This window comes from Occultella aeris (assembly GCF_902703175.1).
Classification (GTDB): domain Bacteria; phylum Actinomycetota; class Actinomycetes; order Actinomycetales; family Beutenbergiaceae; genus Occultella; species Occultella aeris.
Window position 1 is genome coordinate 14,942 of the sequence record NZ_CACRYJ010000013.1, and the last position, 16,163, is coordinate 31,104.

Sequence of the window (16,163 nt, forward strand, 5' to 3'; positions counted from 1 at the left end):
CTCACACGTCTCGGCGCCGCACGACGACGCACGCTATGGCGACCGTCGCGGCGGTCCAGAGCACGACAGCGACGATGCTCCACGTGAGCGCTCCGGGACCGCTGGAGACCGAGGGAACCTCCAGCACGGTCGACTCGGGCCCCGGCAGCGTGCGGGCGAACCAGACGCCCGCCGCCACCGGGATCGCCTGCAGCAGAGCGGGGACGACGAAGATGAAGCCGAGTGCCGCCGCGACCCCGGCGATGCTCGAGCGCAGCAGGAGCCCGGCGGAGAGCGCGATCGCGGCGGCCGCCGCCTGGAACAGAGACGTCCCGGCGAGCACCCGAGCCACGTCGGGGTCGGACAGCCCGACGGGTGGGTCCACCAGGGCCGAGCAGAGCAGGAACGAGACCAGACCCGAGACGAGCGACGCGAGGAACGCGGTCACGACGACCACGACGACCTTCGCGAGCACGACCGGCGTCCGGCGCGGCACGACCGCGAAGGTCGTGGTGGCCGCTCCCCGCTCGTACTCGGCGGTGCCGAGGAGCGTGCCGAACGACACGAGGAGCAGCAGCGGGACGTAGTTGGTGTCCGCCACCGCGCCGAGCACCGCGCCCAGCGCCTCGGCGTGGCTCGAGACGGCAGATCGTCCGGTGAGCACGGTGACGACCGCGATGCCGATCGGCAGCAGGAGCGCGAGAGCGACGAGCCACCGGGTCGAGCGCAGGCTCCAGGCCTTGAGCGCCTCGGACGCCAGGAGGCCGCCGAACACGAGGCGGACGCCCGCGTCGCCGGTGGCGGGGACGGGGTCGGTCTGGGCGGTCATGACGCCTCCGGTGCGGTGTACTCGACGGCATCCTTGGTCAGGGCGAAGAACGCCTCCTCCAGCGACGCCTGCTGCGGGACGAGCTCGGCGAGCACGGTCCCCGTGCTCAGTGCGAGGGCGCCGACGTGCTCGCTCGCCAGGCCGGTCACGGTGAGCACGCCGTCGTCGGCGCGGTCGACGCCCGCGCCCGCCTCGGCGAGCGCCGCAGCCAGGGCGTCCGGGTCGCCCGCGACCCGGGCCCGAACGCTCCCCGTCGTCGCGTTCGCGACGACTTGGTCCAGCGGCCCGGCCGCGACGAGTCGGCCGCGCCCCAGGACGACGAGGTCGTCCGCGGTCTGCGCCATCTCGCTCATCAAATGGCTCGAGACGAGCACCGTCGTGCCGGAGGCGGCGAGCGAGCGCACGAGCTCGCGCACCCAGTGCACGCCGTCGGGGTCCAGCCCGTTCACCGGCTCGTCGAGCACGAGTGTGCGCGGCCGGCCGATCAGCGCTGCGGCGATCCCCAGACGCTGGCCCATCCCCAGGGAGTAGGTGCCGATCCTCCGGTTCGCCACGGCGCTCAGGCCGGTGAGCTCGAGCACCTCGTCGACCCGCCGCGCCGGCAGCCGGTGCGTCAGGGCGATCGACCGGAGGTGGGCGCGCGCGTTGCGACCCGGGTGGACGGCGTGCGCGTCGAGCATCGCCCCGATCGCCGTCAGCGGGGCCGGGTCGTCGGCGAACGGACGCCCGTCGACGCGGACCGTGCCGCTGGTCGGCCGGTGCAGGCCGAGGATCATGCGCATGGTCGTCGACTTGCCCGCGCCGTTGGGGCCGAGCAGCCCCGTGACCCGCCCCGTGCGGACGGTAAGACTGAGGTCGTCGACCGCGAGCTTGTCGCCGTACCGCTTCGTGACGTTCTCCAGCTCGATCACGAGGCGCACCCCAGAGACGCCTTCGCCGCACCCGCCATGCCTGTTCCCCACAGTCCTGTGCATCCCACCCGTTCGGCGAGGCCCGAGCGAAACCTACCGGGCCCTACGAGACGGCGCACGACCACCTTCGACGACACAAGCGTCCGTGTGGTGCAGCCCCGGCAGAACCAGAGTCCCCGACGACGCCCACGCAAAGGCGCTACCAAGTACACCTTCGACCGTGGAGTCGCCATCTCTGCAAGTCACGTTCCGCCTGCTGCAGCACGGCCTCCTGTTGTTGGGCAGCCCAAGAGAACTAAGACTGGTGTGACTTAGGAGACACGCCCTAGTCTCGCCCGACGCGAGCGCCAGGACGGACACGCCCGTGTCGAAGCATTCGGGACCGACCTCGACCGGCAACCGCACCGGGAAGCGGGGCCAGGGTCAGAACGGCGGCCACGGGACCGCTGGCATCTGCCCAGCCGGTGCGGGGAAGCGGGCCCGCGCCAGCAGTGCGTCGCAACGCTGCGCCGTCGCCTCCACCTCGTCGGGGGTGAGCAGCTCGCCGAGGAGGGCGCCGAGGTCGCCGGCCAGGCTCGCCCGGACGCGCTCGACGCCGGCCACCTCGTCGGCATCGAGGTCCTTGCCGAGCCAGCCCCACAGGACGGTCCGGAGCTTGTGCTCGGTGTGGAACGCGAGTCCGTGGTCCACGCCGTACCGGTGGCCGGCCGCCGTCGGGAGGATGTGACCGCCCTTGCGGTCGGCGTTGTTCGCGACGATGTCGAAGACCGCCATCCGGCGCAGTGCCGCCGAGTCCTCGTGGATCAGGGACACGATGCGGTCATCCTCGTCAAGGCCGTCGAAGACGTGGAGCCATCCCTCGGGGACCGCGTCGGCCGGGACCAGGTCCACCGGGTCCTGGGCCGGGTCTGGCTCGCACCACACCTGCACCATCCCGTGCCCGAGCGGCCCGTCGCGCAGCCAGGTCCTGGGCACCACGTCCCATCCGAACGACTCCGACAGCGCGTGGGCGGCCGCCTCGCGCCGGGCCAGCGTGCCGTCGGGGAAGTCCCAGAGCGGGCGCTCGCCGGCGACGGGCTTGTAGACGACGCTCACGCCGTCGATCCGGCCGACGAACGTGGCGTTCGAGGCCTCCCTGATCCGGCCGACCAGTTCCAGCTCACCTTCGGCCAGCGTGCCGGCGTCGGCCGCGCCGGTGGACACCTCGCTCATCTGAAGGAGTCGGGCAGCGTGCAGACGTGCTCGTCGCCCTCGATCGGGGCGCCGCAGAGGGGGCAGATCGGCCGGCCCGCACCGACCAGCTCCCGGGCCCGGCGGGCGAACACCCGAGCCGAGCCGACCGGGATCCGGACCTGGAGGACCTCTTCGGGCTCGAAATCCTCCGGGTCGAACTCCTCGAGGGCCTCCTCGTCCTCGGAGCCGGCCAGCGGGAGCGCCTCGATCACGATCTGGGCGGTCGTCGGGTCCCAGCCGAGGCTCATCGTGCCGACGCGGAACCGCTCCTCGACCGGCTCGTCCAGGGGCTCGTGGTCGAGGAGGCCCTCCGGGGCCTTCTCGGGCACGCTGAACGGGTTACCGTCCTCGGCCATCAGCCGGTCCAGTACCTCGTCGATCTTGAGGGCGAGCGCGGCGGACTGTTCCTTCTCGAGCGCCACGCTGACCAGTTGCGACCCTGCGCGGGCCTGGAGATAGAACGTGCGCGCGCCGGGCTGGCCTACGGTGCCCACGACGAAGCGGTCGGGCCAGTCGAATCCGTGGACGAGGGGAGTCATGACTCCATGCTACGAGCGTGTCGAGCTCGAGTGGCTCGAGCCCGCCGCCGTGCCCGCGCCACCACCGACCGCAGCCACGGCCGCGGTCGTGGTGCTGGACTTCGCGAGCCAGGTCAGATCGCCGCCGTCGGTGTTGACGGCGACGACGTTCGGACGGGTCGAGGTGTACTGCACGATCGACACGGAGGCGGGCCCGACGTTGATCCGCTGGAACAGGTCGAGGTGCATGCCGAGGGCATCGGCGAGGACGGATTTGATGAGGTCCCCGTGGCTCACGGCCACCCAGACCGCCCCTGGGCCGTGCTCCGCCTCGAACGCGGCATCGCGCTGCCGGACGGCGGTGACGGCGCGTGCCTGCATGGCTGCCATGGACTCCCCGCCGGGGAAGGTCACCGCGGACGGCTGCCGCTGCACGATCGGCCACAGGTCGTCCTTGACGAGGTCATTCAGCGTCAGACCCTGCCACTGCCCGTAGTCGCACTCGGTCAGGGCCGCGTCGGTCCACACCCCCGGGTTCGACGACCGGGCGTCGAGGATCGCCTGGGTGGTCTGCTCGCAGCGCAGCATCGGGCTGGTGACGACGCCGACGAGTGGCACCGGAGCCAGACGCTCCCCGGTGCTGCGGGCCTGGGCGCGGCCGATCTCGTCCAGTTCGACACCGGGCGTCCTGCCCGCGAGCACACCGCTCGCGTTCGCGGTGGTGCGGCCGTGTCGAACGAGGAGGAGGGTGGCCATGGACGTAGAGCCTACGGTGCGGAGCCGACGGTGAAGCCGTCCGGGGCATCGGCATCGCCATCGGCGTCGATGTGGCTCAGGCTCCGGCGACCAGCGCGCGCACCTCGGTGCCGTCCACCTCGGAGAGCGACGCGTGCTGCCAGCGCGGCCGGTGGTCCTTGTCCACCAGCGCGGCCCGGACGCCCTCGACGAAGTCCGGAGCGGCGATCAACGCCGTCGCGACGCGGAGGTCCTGGGCGAGCACCTCGGTGACCGAGCCGAGTTCGGCTGCCCGTCTGATCGCCGCCAGCGTCACCACGACGGACAGCGGGGACCGCGCCGCCAGGAGGTCACCGGCCACGCGGGCGGCGGACTCGGGAGCCCGGCGGAGTGCCTCGAGGATCGCAGCCGCGTCATTTCCGGCGTAGCAGCGGTCGATCCATCCGCGCTCGGCCGTCGAGGGTGCGGCCGGCGCGGTCTGGCCGACGGCGGCGTCGAGGTCCTCACCGGAGGCCAGCCGGGCGACGATCGTCGGCCAGGACCCGGAGTCGACGAGGGTGTCGGCGAGCCCGACCGCGATCGCGTCCGCCTCGCCGGCCGCTCTACCGGTGAGCGCGAGGTGGGTGCCGAGCTCGCCCGGCGCCCGGGACAGGACGAACAACGCACCGACGTCCGGGAACAGGCCGATCCCGGTCTCGGGCATCGCGACCCGGGTGCGTTCGGTGACCAGCCGCAGCGAGCCGTGTGCCGACAGCCCGATGCCGCCGCCCATCACGATCCCGTCCATGAACGCCACGTACGGCTTGGGGTAGTCGGCGATCAGCGCGTTGAGGGCGTACTCCGCCCGGAAGAACCCGGCCGCGTCGCCGGTGCCGTCGAGCAGACCGGTGCGGATCGCGCGGACATCCGCGCCGGAGCACAGTCCGCGGTCCCCAGCGCCGTCGAGGGCGACGGCGGTGATCCGCTCGTCGGCGGCCCACTCCTCGAGCAGGGTCGTGAGGGTGCCGATCATGCCCGGCGTCAGGGCGTTGATCGCGCGCGGGCGGTTCAGGCGGAGCCTGCCGAGGGATCCCTGCACGGCGACTAGTACCTCGTCGGAATCGTCACTCGCTGCACGAAACTCCACGATGCTCCACCCCTCGTCCTGCCGCGCTCCGATGCTACTGGTGCTCGCGCGGTCCACCCTCGCGGGCATCGTCGTCAGGCGGGCCCCGGCTCACCCGGGCCGCGGGCCGACGTAGGCCGACTCCGGTCGCAGTCGCAGCGGCTTCTGGCCGTACTCGTCGACCACGTGCGCGAGCCACCCGGCCGTCCGGGCGACGGCGAAGATCACCTGCCCGGCGTCGTCGCCCATCTCGGCTCCCACGGCCAGGACCGCCAGCGCCAGGTCGACGTTGACGGGCCGGCCGGTGCGCGGTCCGACCATCGCGACCAGTTCCCGGGTCACGCGGATCGCGGCCGCGTATCGGTCCATGCTCGACATCCGGCCCAACAGGAAGGCCGCCCGCGGATCGGTGCGGCGGTACAGCACATGCCCGAAGCCGGGGATCCCCTGGCCACGGGCGGCCACTGCGGCGATCGCTCGCTCGGGCGCGCGGTCGAGGCCGTCGCGGAGCATCTGGGTTGCCGCCGACGGAGCCGAGCCGTGCATGGCGCTGTCGAACGCGGAGAGGGCGGAGGCAACCGCGGCGTACGGGTGGGCGCGGGCGGAGGCGGCGACGCGCGCGGCGAGGGTCGCGGTCGCCAGGTCGTGGTCCAGGCACAGCACGAGCGTCGCGTCCAGAAGCGCCAGATCGGCCGGGGTGCTGGGCGAGGCAGTCAGCTTGGGCCACAGTCGCTGCGCCACTGACGCCGAACCGGGGGCGGCCGGTCCGAGGTCGGGAAGGGCGTCGACCATGGTGGCGATGAGGCGCCGCCCGGCGGAGTGGACGGCGTCCGGTGCGAGGTCGGTGCGGAGCGGGTCATGCGAGCCCGCGACCACCACGCTCAGTTGCATCCGGTCGATCAGCCGGGCCGCCGGCCCGAGGAGGTCGCCAGCGGCGCGGGCCGGGCCGACCACCTCGGGCAAGGCGTGGCAGCTCCGGCCGCCGGCGACCGCCGTCTGCGCCCAGAGGAGGTCGATCGCGGCCTCGAGGCCGCCGGTCCGGGCGAGGTCCGTGGCCCTGCGGCCGCGGTAGTAGAGCTCGTCGTCCTCGATGAGGGTGAGCGGTGAGTCGAGGACCATCAGCGGGCGGCCACGGCTGTGATCGGGAGCCGCACCCGCCCGTCCGCGCCGCCTCGTCGCGGCCAACTGCTCCACGTCGAGGGCATCGAACGTCGAGCCGCCGCCGGTCTCCGCGCGGGCGCTCCCGATGAGCCCGCGCGAGACGTAGGCGTAGAGGGTCGTCGGCTTCACGCCCAGACGCGCGGCGGCCTGCGCCGTGGTCAGGCGCGGCAATGGCTCGGACACGGCGCCTCCCGCGATATTGATGCGATCAACATTGATTGGTCAGGGATCAATGCGTGTGGTCTCGTGAGGCTACCCGACCGCCACAGGAGGAACCGATGCAGTCACCGTCGCGCATGGACAATGCCCCGATCACCGTCCCGCGTGGGCTCGCGAACGTCGTCGTCACCGAGACCGGACTCAGTGACGTGCGTGGCCACGAGGGCTTCTATCACTACCGCCAGTACTCGGCCACGGAGCTCGCCGAGTCCCGTCCGGTCGAGGACGTCTGGAAGCTTCTGCTCGACGGCGAACTTCCCGACGCCGCGGCGGGTGACGAGTTCGCCGCCGAGGTGGCCGCCCAGGCGTCGCTGGCACCGGACCTTGCGAACCTGCTTCCCGCCATCGGGCGGGCGGCCGGACCGGCGGACCCGCTCGCGGGTCTGCGGGCGGCCCTCGCCCTCGAGGGATCCCAGCGTGGCCTGCGACCGCTCTACGACCTCACCCGTGAGCAGCGCCGCGATGACCTGATCTGCCTCGCGGCGCGGGTTCCCACGATCATCGCGGCGCTCGCCAGGCTCCGGGCCGGGGACCGGTCGATCGAGCCCCGACCGGACCTAGGCCTGGTGGCGAACTACCTGTACATGCTGCGCGGCGAGGAGGCCGAGGACGCGCACGTCGCGGCGCTGTCCGCCTATCTGGTGGCGGCCATCGACCACGGTTTCAACGCCTCCACGTTCACCGCCCGGGTGATCGCCTCGACCGGTGCCGACGCCGCGTCCTGCCTGGTCGGAGCACTCGGCGCGCTGTCCGGACCGCTGCACGGCGGTGCGCCCAGCCGGGCCCTGGACAGCCTCGACGAGATCGGCACACCTGAGCACATCGACGCCTGGGTGAGCGAGCAGCTACGGGCCGGGAGGAGGATCATGGGATTCGGGCACCCGGTATATCGCACCGAGGACCCGCGCTCGGCCCTGCTGAAGCGGGTCGCCCAGGGCCTCGGAGGGCCACGCATCGACTTCGCGGTCGCCGTCGAGGAGCGGATCCCCGAACTTCTCGAACGGCACAAGCCGGGTCGCGCCCTGCACACCAACCTCGAGTGGTACGCGGCCGCCGTGATGGAACACCTCGGGTTCGAGCGCGCCCTGTTCACCCCGACCTTCGCCGCCGCGCGGGTGCTCGGCTGGACCGCCAACATCCTGGAGCAGAGCGAGGACTCCAAGATCATCCGCCCGTCCGCCCGCTACGTCGGCCCGCCGGCGCCGCAACCGGTGCCGGACCGGGTCTGACCGGCTCAGTGCCCCCGGTCGACCCACTCCTGCCGATGCGGGGCCTCGGCGCCGATCGTCGTGTCATCGCCGTGGCCCGTGTGCACGACCGTGGTGGGCGGCAGGGTCAGGAGTTGGTCGGTGATCGAGTCGATGATCGTCGGGAAGTGCGAGAAGGACCGCCCGGTCGCGCCGGGACCGCCCTGGAACAGCGTGTCTCCGGTGAACACCGCGCCAAGGTCCGGGCTGTGGAAACTGCACGAGCCAGGGGAGTGCCCCGGCGTGTGCAGCACCTCGAGGCTGATGTCGCCGATGGTGAACGTGTCGCCGTCGGTCAGGTCGGAGTCGGGGCCGACGCCCGGGTGGGTCCGGTCCCAGAGCTCGCGGTCCGCCGGATGCAGGTAGGTGTGGGTGCCGAAGTCCCCGGCGAGCTGGCAGGCCACCCCGATGTGGTCGTCGTGGGCGTGGGTGAGCAGGATGCCCCGCACCTGGCGCCCGGCCACGGCGTCGATGATGGCGTCGGCGTCATGGGCCGCGTCGATCAGGACGCACTCGGTGTCGTCGCCGACCACCCAGACGTTGTTGTCGACCGCCCAGGTGCCGCCGTCGAGCGAGAACGTGCCAGAGGTGACCACCTTGTCGACGCGCGTGCCGGTGGGGTCGTCGTTCGTCGGGCTCATGCGGTCGTTCCTTCCAGCACCACGACGCTGCGCAGCACGGCGCCGTCGTGCATCTTCGTGAATGCGGCCTCGATGTCGCCCAGCCCGATCCGTTCGGACACGAACGCGTCGAGGTCGAGCCGGCCCTGCAGGTACAGGTCGATCAGCAGCGGGAAATCCCTGCTCGGCAGACAGTCGCCGTACCAGGAGGACTTCAGGGCGCCGCCGCGGCCGAACACGTCGGCGAGTGGCAGCTCGAGGGTCATCGTCGGGTTCGGCACGCCGACCAGCACCACGACGCCGGCCAGGTCGCGCGCGTAGAACGCCTGCTTGTACGTCTCCGGGCGGCCGACGGCGTCGATCACCACATCCGCGCCGAAGCCGCCGGTCAGCTCGCGGATCGCCTCGACCGGGTCGGTGCTCGAGGAGTTCACCGTGTGGGTGGCACCGGCACCCTTGGCCCACTCGAGCTTGGTGTCCTCGACGTCGACGGCGATGATCGTGCCCGCGCCGGCCAGCGCGGCGCCCATGATCGCGGCGTCCCCGACGCCGCCGCAGCCGAACACCGCGACCGTGTCGCCGCGGGTCACGCCGCCGGTGTTGATGGCGGCCCCGATGCCTGCCATCACGCCGCAGCCGAGCAGCCCGGCCGCCTCGGGGGCAGCGGCGCGGTCCACCTTGGTGCACTGCCCGGCGGCTACCAGGGTCTTCTCCGCGAACGCGCCGATGCCGAGCGCGGGGGAGAGCTCGGTCCCGTCCTCGAGGGTCATCCGCTGGGTGGCGTTATGGGTCGCGAAGCAGTACCACGGCCGGCCACGCAGGCAGGCCCGGCACTGGCCGCACACGGCCCGCCAGTTCAGGATCACGTAGTCGCCGGGCGCCACCTCGGTGACCCCGGGGCCGACCTGCTCGACGATCCCGGCCGCCTCGTGGCCGAGCAGGAACGGGAACTCGTCGTTGATGCCGCCGTTGCGGTAGTGCAGGTCGGTGTGGCAGACGCCGCACGCCTGGATCCGAACGACCGCCTCTCCGGCGCCGGGATCGGGGATCACGATCGTCGTCAGTTCGACGGGGGCATCCTTGGCGCGGGCGATGACGCCCTGGACCTTCTGGGGCACGGTTGATCCTCAGGGTTCGGGTTCGGGGGTTCGCGGCCAGCCTAACCAGCGGCCAGCCTGGTTGGGCGGACCTCAGGGAGTCCGTCGCCGCAGGGTGGCGGACCCGAGCGCGAGCAGTCCGGTGATGAGGCCCTCGGCGACGTCCAGGTCCACGCCGTCCAGGGCAGTGACGGCGCCGCGGATGACCCGCAGTCCGCGCACCACCACGGCGGCCCCGGTGCTGTTCACCATGACGTGCAGGATCCTCCCTGGAACGCCACGGCGGTACTCAGGCGCCGATCAGATCCTCCAGTGCGTCGAGGTCGTCCAGCATTGCCATCTCCCGCGCGTCCAGGCCGCCGGCACCGGCACGCATCCGCAGGTCGTCCTCCTCGCAGGTCGCGGCGATGCAGCCGAGCACGGCGTCCCGCTCGGCCCGGGCGGCGGCCAGGCTCAGTTCTTCACGCAACTGGGCGATTCGTCCGTTCATCCTCGCGCTCCCTCCCGCCGCCTACTCGAGGCCGGGCCGCCGGTGACCCGGCGGCGTTGACCCGGCTGACTCGGCTGACCCGGCCATGGCTCGGCGTTGTTCCCGACTATGCACCCATCCGCGGACATCGCGGTCGAGGTACGCGGGCGCGCCGCGATCACAGCATCCGGTTGAGCAGCCGGTCCCGGTCCAGGAGCTGGTGCTTGAGCACCAGGCCGACGTGGGCGACCAGGGCCAGGAGGAACACGATGTGTGTCGTGAGGTGCACCACCAGCCCGACGTCGTCGTCGACGATGGGCAGCGGTGCAGGCCACTCGTACGGTCCGACATCCCACTCGGAGTCGGTCCCGAACAGCAGTGCGAGACCGGTGAGCGGGATCGCGAACATCAACACGTACAGGGTGCGCTCGACCGCGGTCGCGACGCGGCGCTCGGCTGCGGAGAGCCCGGGCGCCCAGTCCGGCAGGCCGCCCACGCGGCGCCACCACACGCGCACGCACGCGAGCACGAGGATGACCGTACCGAGCACCGCGTGCGGCACGATCCACCACTCGTCCTCACCACCGAAGAACAGGTCGGCGGCCCACTCGAGCAGGTCGTCGAACCGGTCGATCGAGTAGCCGAGGACGAACTGGATGCCCATGGCAGCGGCCATCGTCCAGTGCAACACCTTCGTGACCGTGCCGTAGCCGGTCGAGGCACCGTTCGCGCTCATGCCCGAGCATCCTCCTCCACGTGGGCCGGCACGGCGAGGCGGGTCGGTGTGGCACGCCCTGGGTGGGTGGAACCTTCAGCCGGAGAATCTCAGTCGGTGAAACGCTCGCGGCATTGCCGGTCGGCCGGGTACCATCGAAAGCCAATCACCATCCAGAGCGGTCGAGAGTCCTGGCTCGTCGACGCCGCAGCAACCCCCCAACGGAAGCCTCCCGAGGGGAAGGGTGCTAAAGCCAGGGTCGATGGAGTTCACATGAAGGCATCATCAGCGCACGGGGCGTTGCAATGAGCACGGCGAGCCTGTACCGGGCACCGGGCGAGCGCCCCACGATCTCGTTCGAGCTGTACCCGCCCCGTACGCCCAAGGGTGAGGTCTCGCTGCAGCGGACGGTGTTGGACCTGGCCCAGATCGGGCCGGACTACTTCTCCGTGACATACGGCGCCTCCGGGGCGACCCGGCAGACGTCGCGTGACCTGATCTGCAGCATCCTGCGGGACACGCCCGTCACCCCGATAGCGCACCTGACCTGCGTCGGCGCGTCCGAGGCGGACCTGACCGAGTACGTCAGCGAACTGCTCGACGAGGGCGTCCGGGACTTCCTGGCCCTGCGCGGGGATCCGCCGGCCGGCCAGGAGGACTGGCAGCCGCACCCCGAGGGCCTGACCCGGGCGAGCCAGCTCGTCGCCCTGCTCCGGACTGTCGTCGCAGCACGTCTCGGGCCGGCGGACCCGGTCAGCATCTCGGTGGCCGCCTACCCCGGTGGCGACTACGGGCCGGACGGGCAGGCCGTGGTGGACCCGAGTGACGTGGCTGCGCTGCTGGAGAAGCAGGATGCCGGCGCCGACTTCGCGATCACCCAGGTCTTCTTCGACCCGGCGCACTACGCCGAACTGGTGTCCGCAGCGCGGGCCGGTGGCGTCCGGATCCCGATCATCCCCGGGCTCATCCCGCTCACCGACCCGAAGCGGCTGCGCCGCCTCGAGGAGCTCACCGGGGTCCGGGTCCCGGAACAGCTCCTGGACTCCCTCGACTCCGCTGAGAGCCCCGACGAGGCATACCAGCGGGGTCTGACCGCGAGCGTGGACCTGATCGACGGCGTCCTCGCGGCCGGTGCTCCCGGACTGCACCTGTACACGTTCAACTCGTCGAAGGCCGCGCTCGACCTCCTCGACCGGGCCGGACTCGCCCCAACAGTTGCCCTGGGGGGCACCGCCCCCCAGTGACCGCACCGGCCTGACCCGGGTGTGCTCCGCGATGGCGGGCGCACCGGTCCGGGTCCGGCAATCGAGACAACCGATCGGCCCACGCGGCCGACGGGGGTCGCTTCACCCTGCTCGAACCACATCCCTGGACAGAAGGAGCACCACCATGTCAGTGCACGAAGGCGTCCCCGCGTTCCCGGCCGCAACCATCCTCGGCTACCCCCGGATCGGGCCGCGCCGCGAGCTCAAGCGTGCCGTCGAGTCGTTCTGGGCCGGCCGCAGCACGGCGCCGGAGCTCAGTGCGGTGGCCGGGGACCTGCGCGAGCGCACTCGGACGAACCTGGCCGGACTCGGCCTGGGCACCGATGATGCGTCCATCCCGTCAGACTTCACCTTCTACGACCAGGTGCTCTCCGTGGCCGCGCACCTGGGCGCGATCCCGGAGCGGTTCGCGCACCTGCGTGGCCCGGACGGCGCACTCGACCTCGCCGGCCTGTTCACCGTCGCGCGCGGCGAGGGTGACCGGGCACCCCTGGAGATGACCAAGTGGTTCGACTCCAACTACCACTACCTCGTCCCGGAGATCGGACCGGACACCGAGTTCCGTCTCGTCGAGACCCCGAGCGTGGAGGCGTTCGCAACCGCCCTGGCGGACGGCGTGGTGACCCGGCCCGTGATCGTCGGCCCGGTGACGTTCCTGCTGCTGGCAAAGCCGAGCGAGTCGGCGCCCGAGGGATTCTCACCGCTGTCCCGGCTCGACGACCTGCTCGTCGCGTACGCCGAGTGGCTCCGCGCGTTCGCGGAGGCGGGCGCCACCTGGGTGCAGCTCGACGAGCCTGCCCTGGTGAGCGACACCTGGGCGGAGCCGTCCGCGCAGGTGAGCGCCGCCGTCGGGCGTGCCTACCAGGCACTTTCGGTGGACCTGGCGCGCCCGGACCGGCCGGCCTTGTTCGTGGCCACGCCCTACGGCCCGCTCGGCGAGCGGTTCGCGGACCTCGCAGCCACCGGCGTCGAAGCCATCGGGCTCGACCTCGTGCGCGGCGAGGCACCCGCGATCGACGACGCGGTCCGTACCGCCCTCGCGGGCCGGACCGTCGTGGCGGGTGTCGTCGACGGTCACAACATCTGGCGCACCGACCTTGACGCCGCGACCGCGTCCGTGGCCGCGTTGCGCGCGGCCCTCGGAGGGGACGTCGACGTCGCCGTGTCCACCTCCACCTCGCTGTTCCACGTGCCGCACACCACCTCCGACGAGCCCGACCTGCCGCAGCGACTGCTGTCCTGGCTCGCGTTCGCCGACGAGAAGGTCGGCGAGGTGCTCGCACTGGCCGCCGGGCCGGACGCGGCGGGCGAGGCGTTCGCCCGCTCCCGCGAGGTCGCCGCGGACCGGGCCGGCGCACCCGGGGTAGTGGTGCCGGAGGTCCGGAGCCGCGCCGCCGGCCTCACCGAGGCCGACTTCCACCGCAGCGCCTACGACGCACGGGTCGCCGCCCAGGACGCCGTGCTGGACCTGCCGCCGCTGCCCACGACCACGATCGGGTCCTTCCCGCAGACGTCCGAGCTCCGCGTCGCTCGGGCCAGCCTGCGCAAGGGCGAGATCACAGCCGAGCAGTACGCGGAGGCGATGCGCGCCGAGATCGCCCACGTGATCGAGCTGCAGGAGAAGCTCGGCCTGGACGTGCTCGTGCACGGCGAGCCCGAGCGCAACGACATGGTCCAGTACTTCGCGGAGAACCTCGACGGGTTCGCCGTCACGCAGAACGGCTGGGTCCAGTCCTACGGGTCGCGCTGCACCCGCCCGTCCATCCTCTGGGGCGACGTCTCCCGGCCCGCGCCGATCACGGTGGACTGGTCCCGGCACGCTGCCTCGCTCACGAGCCACCCGGTCAAGGGCATGCTCACCGGGCCGGTGACGATCCTCGCGTGGTCCTTCGTGCGCGACGACCAGCCGCTCGCGGACACCGCGAACCAGGTCGCGCTGGCCCTACGGGACGAGATCGCCGACCTCGAGGCGGCCGGGATCGGCGTGGTCCAGGTCGACGAGCCCGCCCTGCGGGAGCTGCTGCCGCTGCGCCGCGCCGCCCAGAGCGCGTACCTGGACTGGTCGGTGGCCTCGTTCCGGCTCGCGACCGCGGGTGCTGCGGACGCCACCCAGATCCACACCCACCTGTGCTACTCGGAGTTCGGCGAGGTCATCGGCGCGATCGACGGTCTCGACGCGGACGTGACGTCCATCGAGGCCGCGCGGTCGAAGATGGAGATCCTGCCGGACATCAACTCCTCGGGGTTCGCCCGCGGCATCGGCCCCGGCGTGTACGACATCCACTCCCCGCGGGTGCCGAGCACGGCCGAGATCACCGACCTGCTGACGGCGGCACTGGCCTCGGTCGGGGAGCGCAAGCTCTGGGTGAACCCCGACTGCGGCCTGAAGACCCGCGGCTACCCCGAGACGGTCGCCTCGTTGGAGAACCTCGTCGCCGCGACCCGCTCGGTCCGGGAACGGCTCGGAGCCCCGGTCCAGGGCTGACGCGACCACACGCCCGACGGCGGCCACGCACCCAGGTGCGCGACCGCCGTCGGGCGTTGCTCGGCAAGGACATCGACCTGCGAGACTTGGGCGATGAATCCGATGACCCGCGGCCTGGTCCTCACCGCCATGCTCTCCGGAGCGCTCATCGTCGGAGCCGTGCTGCTCTGGGTGACCGAGGTGATCGGGTTGCCGCTGTTCCTCGGTGCGGTCGTGCTGATCTCGATCGCCCAGATGGGTGTCACGATGCGGATACTGGCCGAGCAGAAGCGGGCCTGGCGGGCTAACGCGGCGGCACGGGATGACCGGTCGCCCGGGGACGGCTTCGACCCGATGAAGAAGTACCGCTAGAACTCCGGTGCCGTCGCGTCGGACCTCCCCGGCTTCTCCTGCGGCCCGGGCGGGCCGCCCGGCTCGATGCCAAGCACGTCGTCGGCGAGCCGCTGGTTGCCCGCCGTCAGACCGCCGTCGACCATGATCGTGGTGCCGGTGATCCAGGACGCCTCGTCGGAGGCGACGAACGCGGTCAGGGCGGCGATGTCCTCGGGTGTGCCGAGACGGCGCATGGGATACCAGGACCTGAGCCGGTCCACGATGTCCGGGTCACGCTCGATGCGCGCGTCCCAGGCGCCCGGGGTGAGCACGGTCCCGATCCCGAGCGCGAGCGCGCGAACGCCGTCGGGCCCGTAGCGCACCGCGATGCTGCGGGTGAGCGACTCGACGCCCGCCTTGGCCGCGCTGTAGGCCTCGTTGCCGAAGTACTGGTGGGCGTTCACCGACGCCATGTTCACGATGACGCCGCGGCCGCGGCGGCGCATCCCCGGCAGGACCGCCCGGCTGCACAGGAAGACCGACCGCAGCGCGATCGCGACCTGCTCGTCCCAGCGCGCGGGCGTGGTCCCGAGCAGGTCGTCGTCGTAGGCGTACGCGGCGTTGTTGACGAGGACGTCGACGGCGCCCCACCGGTCCTGCACGCGGGTCACCAGGGCGTCGACCGCGTCGTCATCGGTGATGTCGACCGCCTCGGTGCGGATCGTCGCCGGGTCACCGAGGGCCCGCGCGAGCGCGGCGAGGCCGTCGCCGTCGCGGTCCACGAGGACGAGGCGGGTGCGCACGTCCGCGAACCGGCGGGTGAGCGCGCGCCCGATCCCGCCCGCGGCGCCGGTGATCAGGACCACCCTGGCCAAGCCGTCCGCTGGCGCCTCCCGGTCGGCGGGTGTGCTCATCCGCGCTGCGCCGCGACGACGTCGATCTCGACGAGGATGTCCATCAGGTCGGAGCCGACGGTGGTCCGGACCGGGCGGTGGTCACCGAACCGCTCGGCATAGACACCGTTGAAGGCTGCGAAGTCGCGCTTGAGGTGCTCCAGGTGCACGGTGGCCTTGATGACGTCGCTCAGGTCGAGGCCGACGACGGCGAGGGCTCGCTCGACGTTGTCGAGGGTCGCCGCGGTCTGTGCCTCGACCCCGTCCGGGACGGCGCCGGTGGCCGGGTCCTGAGGTCCGAAGCCCGCGGTCCAGACCAGCCCGGCGGCGGTGCCGACGTGGGAGTAGGGGCCGGCGGGCTGGTCTGGAC

Annotated in this window: 18 protein-coding genes and 1 riboswitch; of the genes, 4 read left to right on the top strand and 14 right to left on the bottom strand. The window is 72.2% G+C overall.

Translation table 11 applies throughout. The features are described 5' to 3' along the window. Position 1: 1 nt before the first annotated feature. From HALOF300_RS03650 to HALOF300_RS03680, 7 genes are all read right to left on the bottom strand, one after another. The gene (locus tag HALOF300_RS03650) at positions 2-808 is read right to left on the bottom strand and encodes a hypothetical protein (protein WP_156739401.1); all 807 of its coding nucleotides are present in this window, start codon (positions 806-808) and stop codon (positions 2-4) included. After that, positions 805-1,728 carry an ABC transporter ATP-binding protein gene (locus tag HALOF300_RS03655; protein ID WP_331716203.1) on the bottom strand — a complete coding sequence of 308 codons (924 nt, stop codon included), beginning with the start codon at positions 1,726-1,728 and terminating at the stop codon, positions 805-807. Before HALOF300_RS03655 ends, HALOF300_RS03650 begins: the two co-directional genes overlap by 4 nt. Before the next feature lie 414 nt (positions 1,729-2,142). Continuing rightward, positions 2,143-2,931, bottom strand: a complete 789-nt coding sequence (locus HALOF300_RS03660; protein ID WP_156739402.1) for an SCO1664 family protein — start codon at positions 2,929-2,931, stop codon at positions 2,143-2,145. Further along, positions 2,928-3,491 carry a DUF3090 domain-containing protein gene (locus HALOF300_RS03665; protein WP_156739404.1) on the bottom strand — a complete coding sequence of 188 codons (564 nt, stop codon included), beginning with the start codon at positions 3,489-3,491 and terminating at the stop codon, positions 2,928-2,930. Before HALOF300_RS03665 ends, HALOF300_RS03660 begins: the two co-directional genes overlap by 4 nt. Before the next feature lie 9 nt (positions 3,492-3,500). Continuing rightward, positions 3,501-4,226 carry a histidine phosphatase family protein gene (locus tag HALOF300_RS03670; RefSeq protein ID WP_156739405.1) on the bottom strand — a complete coding sequence of 242 codons (726 nt, stop codon included), beginning with the start codon at positions 4,224-4,226 and terminating at the stop codon, positions 3,501-3,503. Positions 4,227-4,302: 76 nt separating this feature from the next. Further along, a complete protein-coding gene (locus tag HALOF300_RS03675; protein WP_231954995.1) occupies positions 4,303-5,331 on the bottom strand; it encodes an enoyl-CoA hydratase/isomerase family protein in 1,029 nt (342 codons plus the stop codon). Between the two features lie 90 nt (positions 5,332-5,421). Beyond that, entirely contained in the window at positions 5,422-6,654 is a 1,233-nt protein-coding gene (locus HALOF300_RS03680; protein ID WP_156739408.1) for a citrate synthase, read from the bottom strand. A 95-nt stretch (positions 6,655-6,749) separates the two neighbouring features. Here HALOF300_RS03680 and HALOF300_RS03685 point away from each other — a divergent pair, with 95 nt between their 5' ends. Continuing rightward, positions 6,750-7,919 carry a citrate/2-methylcitrate synthase gene (locus tag HALOF300_RS03685; protein WP_156739410.1) on the top strand — a complete coding sequence of 390 codons (1,170 nt, stop codon included), beginning with the start codon at positions 6,750-6,752 and terminating at the stop codon, positions 7,917-7,919. A 5-nt stretch (positions 7,920-7,924) separates the two neighbouring features. Here HALOF300_RS03685 and HALOF300_RS03690 read toward each other — a convergent pair whose 3' ends face one another. The 5 genes from HALOF300_RS03690 to HALOF300_RS03710 all read right to left on the bottom strand — a co-directional run bounded on the left by HALOF300_RS03690 (position 7,925) and on the right by HALOF300_RS03710 (position 10,859). After that, positions 7,925-8,578 carry an MBL fold metallo-hydrolase gene (locus HALOF300_RS03690; RefSeq protein ID WP_156739411.1) on the bottom strand — a complete coding sequence of 218 codons (654 nt, stop codon included), beginning with the start codon at positions 8,576-8,578 and terminating at the stop codon, positions 7,925-7,927. Next, positions 8,575-9,675 (bottom strand): S-(hydroxymethyl)mycothiol dehydrogenase, encoded by a 1,101-nt coding sequence (locus HALOF300_RS03695; RefSeq protein ID WP_156739413.1) that lies wholly within the window; start codon positions 9,673-9,675, stop codon positions 8,575-8,577. The genes HALOF300_RS03690 and HALOF300_RS03695 overlap by 4 nt, the downstream gene beginning before the upstream one ends. 72 nt (positions 9,676-9,747) lie before the next feature. Beyond that, positions 9,748-9,906 carry a hypothetical protein gene (locus tag HALOF300_RS03700; RefSeq protein WP_156739415.1) on the bottom strand — a complete coding sequence of 53 codons (159 nt, stop codon included), beginning with the start codon at positions 9,904-9,906 and terminating at the stop codon, positions 9,748-9,750. A 37-nt stretch (positions 9,907-9,943) separates the two neighbouring features. Beyond that, positions 9,944-10,144 carry a hypothetical protein gene (locus HALOF300_RS03705; protein WP_156739417.1) on the bottom strand — a complete coding sequence of 67 codons (201 nt, stop codon included), beginning with the start codon at positions 10,142-10,144 and terminating at the stop codon, positions 9,944-9,946. Between the two features lie 157 nt (positions 10,145-10,301). Then, positions 10,302-10,859: a cytochrome b gene (locus HALOF300_RS03710; RefSeq protein ID WP_156739419.1), complete on the bottom strand. Its 558-nt coding sequence runs from the start codon at positions 10,857-10,859 to the stop codon at positions 10,302-10,304. Between the two features lie 145 nt (positions 10,860-11,004). Further along, positions 11,005-11,107: riboswitch (SAM riboswitch) on the top strand. 36 nt (positions 11,108-11,143) lie between these two features. Here HALOF300_RS03710 and HALOF300_RS03715 point away from each other — a divergent pair. From HALOF300_RS03715 to HALOF300_RS03725, 3 genes are all read left to right on the top strand, one after another. Next, a complete protein-coding gene (locus HALOF300_RS03715) occupies positions 11,144-12,082 on the top strand; it encodes a methylenetetrahydrofolate reductase (protein ID WP_156739421.1) in 939 nt (312 codons plus the stop codon). Between the two features lie 145 nt (positions 12,083-12,227). Beyond that, complete coding sequence (gene metE / locus HALOF300_RS03720) at positions 12,228-14,588, top strand: 5-methyltetrahydropteroyltriglutamate--homocysteine S-methyltransferase (RefSeq protein WP_156739422.1); 2,361 nt, start codon at positions 12,228-12,230, stop codon at positions 14,586-14,588. Between the two features lie 93 nt (positions 14,589-14,681). Further along, complete coding sequence (locus HALOF300_RS03725) at positions 14,682-14,939, top strand: hypothetical protein (protein WP_156739424.1); 258 nt, start codon at positions 14,682-14,684, stop codon at positions 14,937-14,939. On the opposite strand, the gene HALOF300_RS03730 is transcribed toward HALOF300_RS03725, so the two are convergent. After that, positions 14,936-15,814, bottom strand: a complete 879-nt coding sequence (locus tag HALOF300_RS03730; protein WP_156739426.1) for an SDR family NAD(P)-dependent oxidoreductase — start codon at positions 15,812-15,814, stop codon at positions 14,936-14,938. The genes HALOF300_RS03725 and HALOF300_RS03730 overlap by 4 nt on opposite strands. Next, the coding region (locus HALOF300_RS03735; protein ID WP_156739428.1) for a RidA family protein at positions 15,811-16,163 on the bottom strand (353 nt) is incomplete at its 5' end. The genes HALOF300_RS03730 and HALOF300_RS03735, both read right to left, overlap by 4 nt.

Excerpts from the sequence above, each read along its gene's own strand:
- HALOF300_RS03650 (WP_156739401.1), bottom strand. The coding sequence starts at position 808 with ATGACCGCCCAGACCGACCCCGTCCCCGCCACCGGCGACGCGGGCGTC.
- HALOF300_RS03660 (WP_156739402.1), bottom strand. The coding sequence starts at position 2,931 with ATGAGCGAGGTGTCCACCGGCGCGGCCGACGCCGGCACGCTGGCCGAA.
- HALOF300_RS03665 (WP_156739404.1), bottom strand. The coding sequence starts at position 3,491 with ATGACTCCCCTCGTCCACGGATTCGACTGGCCCGACCGCTTCGTCGTG.
- HALOF300_RS03670 (WP_156739405.1), bottom strand. The coding sequence starts at position 4,226 with ATGGCCACCCTCCTCCTCGTTCGACACGGCCGCACCACCGCGAACGCG.
- HALOF300_RS03685 (WP_156739410.1), top strand. The coding sequence starts at position 6,750 with ATGCAGTCACCGTCGCGCATGGACAATGCCCCGATCACCGTCCCGCGT.
- HALOF300_RS03690 (WP_156739411.1), bottom strand. The coding sequence starts at position 8,578 with ATGAGCCCGACGAACGACGACCCCACCGGCACGCGCGTCGACAAGGTG.
- HALOF300_RS03700 (WP_156739415.1), bottom strand. The coding sequence starts at position 9,906 with ATGGTGAACAGCACCGGGGCCGCCGTGGTGGTGCGCGGACTGCGGGTC.
- HALOF300_RS03705 (WP_156739417.1), bottom strand. The coding sequence starts at position 10,144 with ATGAACGGACGAATCGCCCAGTTGCGTGAAGAACTGAGCCTGGCCGCC.
- HALOF300_RS03710 (WP_156739419.1), bottom strand. The coding sequence starts at position 10,859 with ATGAGCGCGAACGGTGCCTCGACCGGCTACGGCACGGTCACGAAGGTG.
- HALOF300_RS03715 (WP_156739421.1), top strand. The coding sequence starts at position 11,144 with ATGAGCACGGCGAGCCTGTACCGGGCACCGGGCGAGCGCCCCACGATC.
- metE (WP_156739422.1), top strand. The coding sequence starts at position 12,228 with ATGTCAGTGCACGAAGGCGTCCCCGCGTTCCCGGCCGCAACCATCCTC.
- HALOF300_RS03725 (WP_156739424.1), top strand. The coding sequence starts at position 14,682 with ATGAATCCGATGACCCGCGGCCTGGTCCTCACCGCCATGCTCTCCGGA.
- HALOF300_RS03730 (WP_156739426.1), bottom strand. The coding sequence starts at position 15,814 with ATGAGCACACCCGCCGACCGGGAGGCGCCAGCGGACGGCTTGGCCAGG.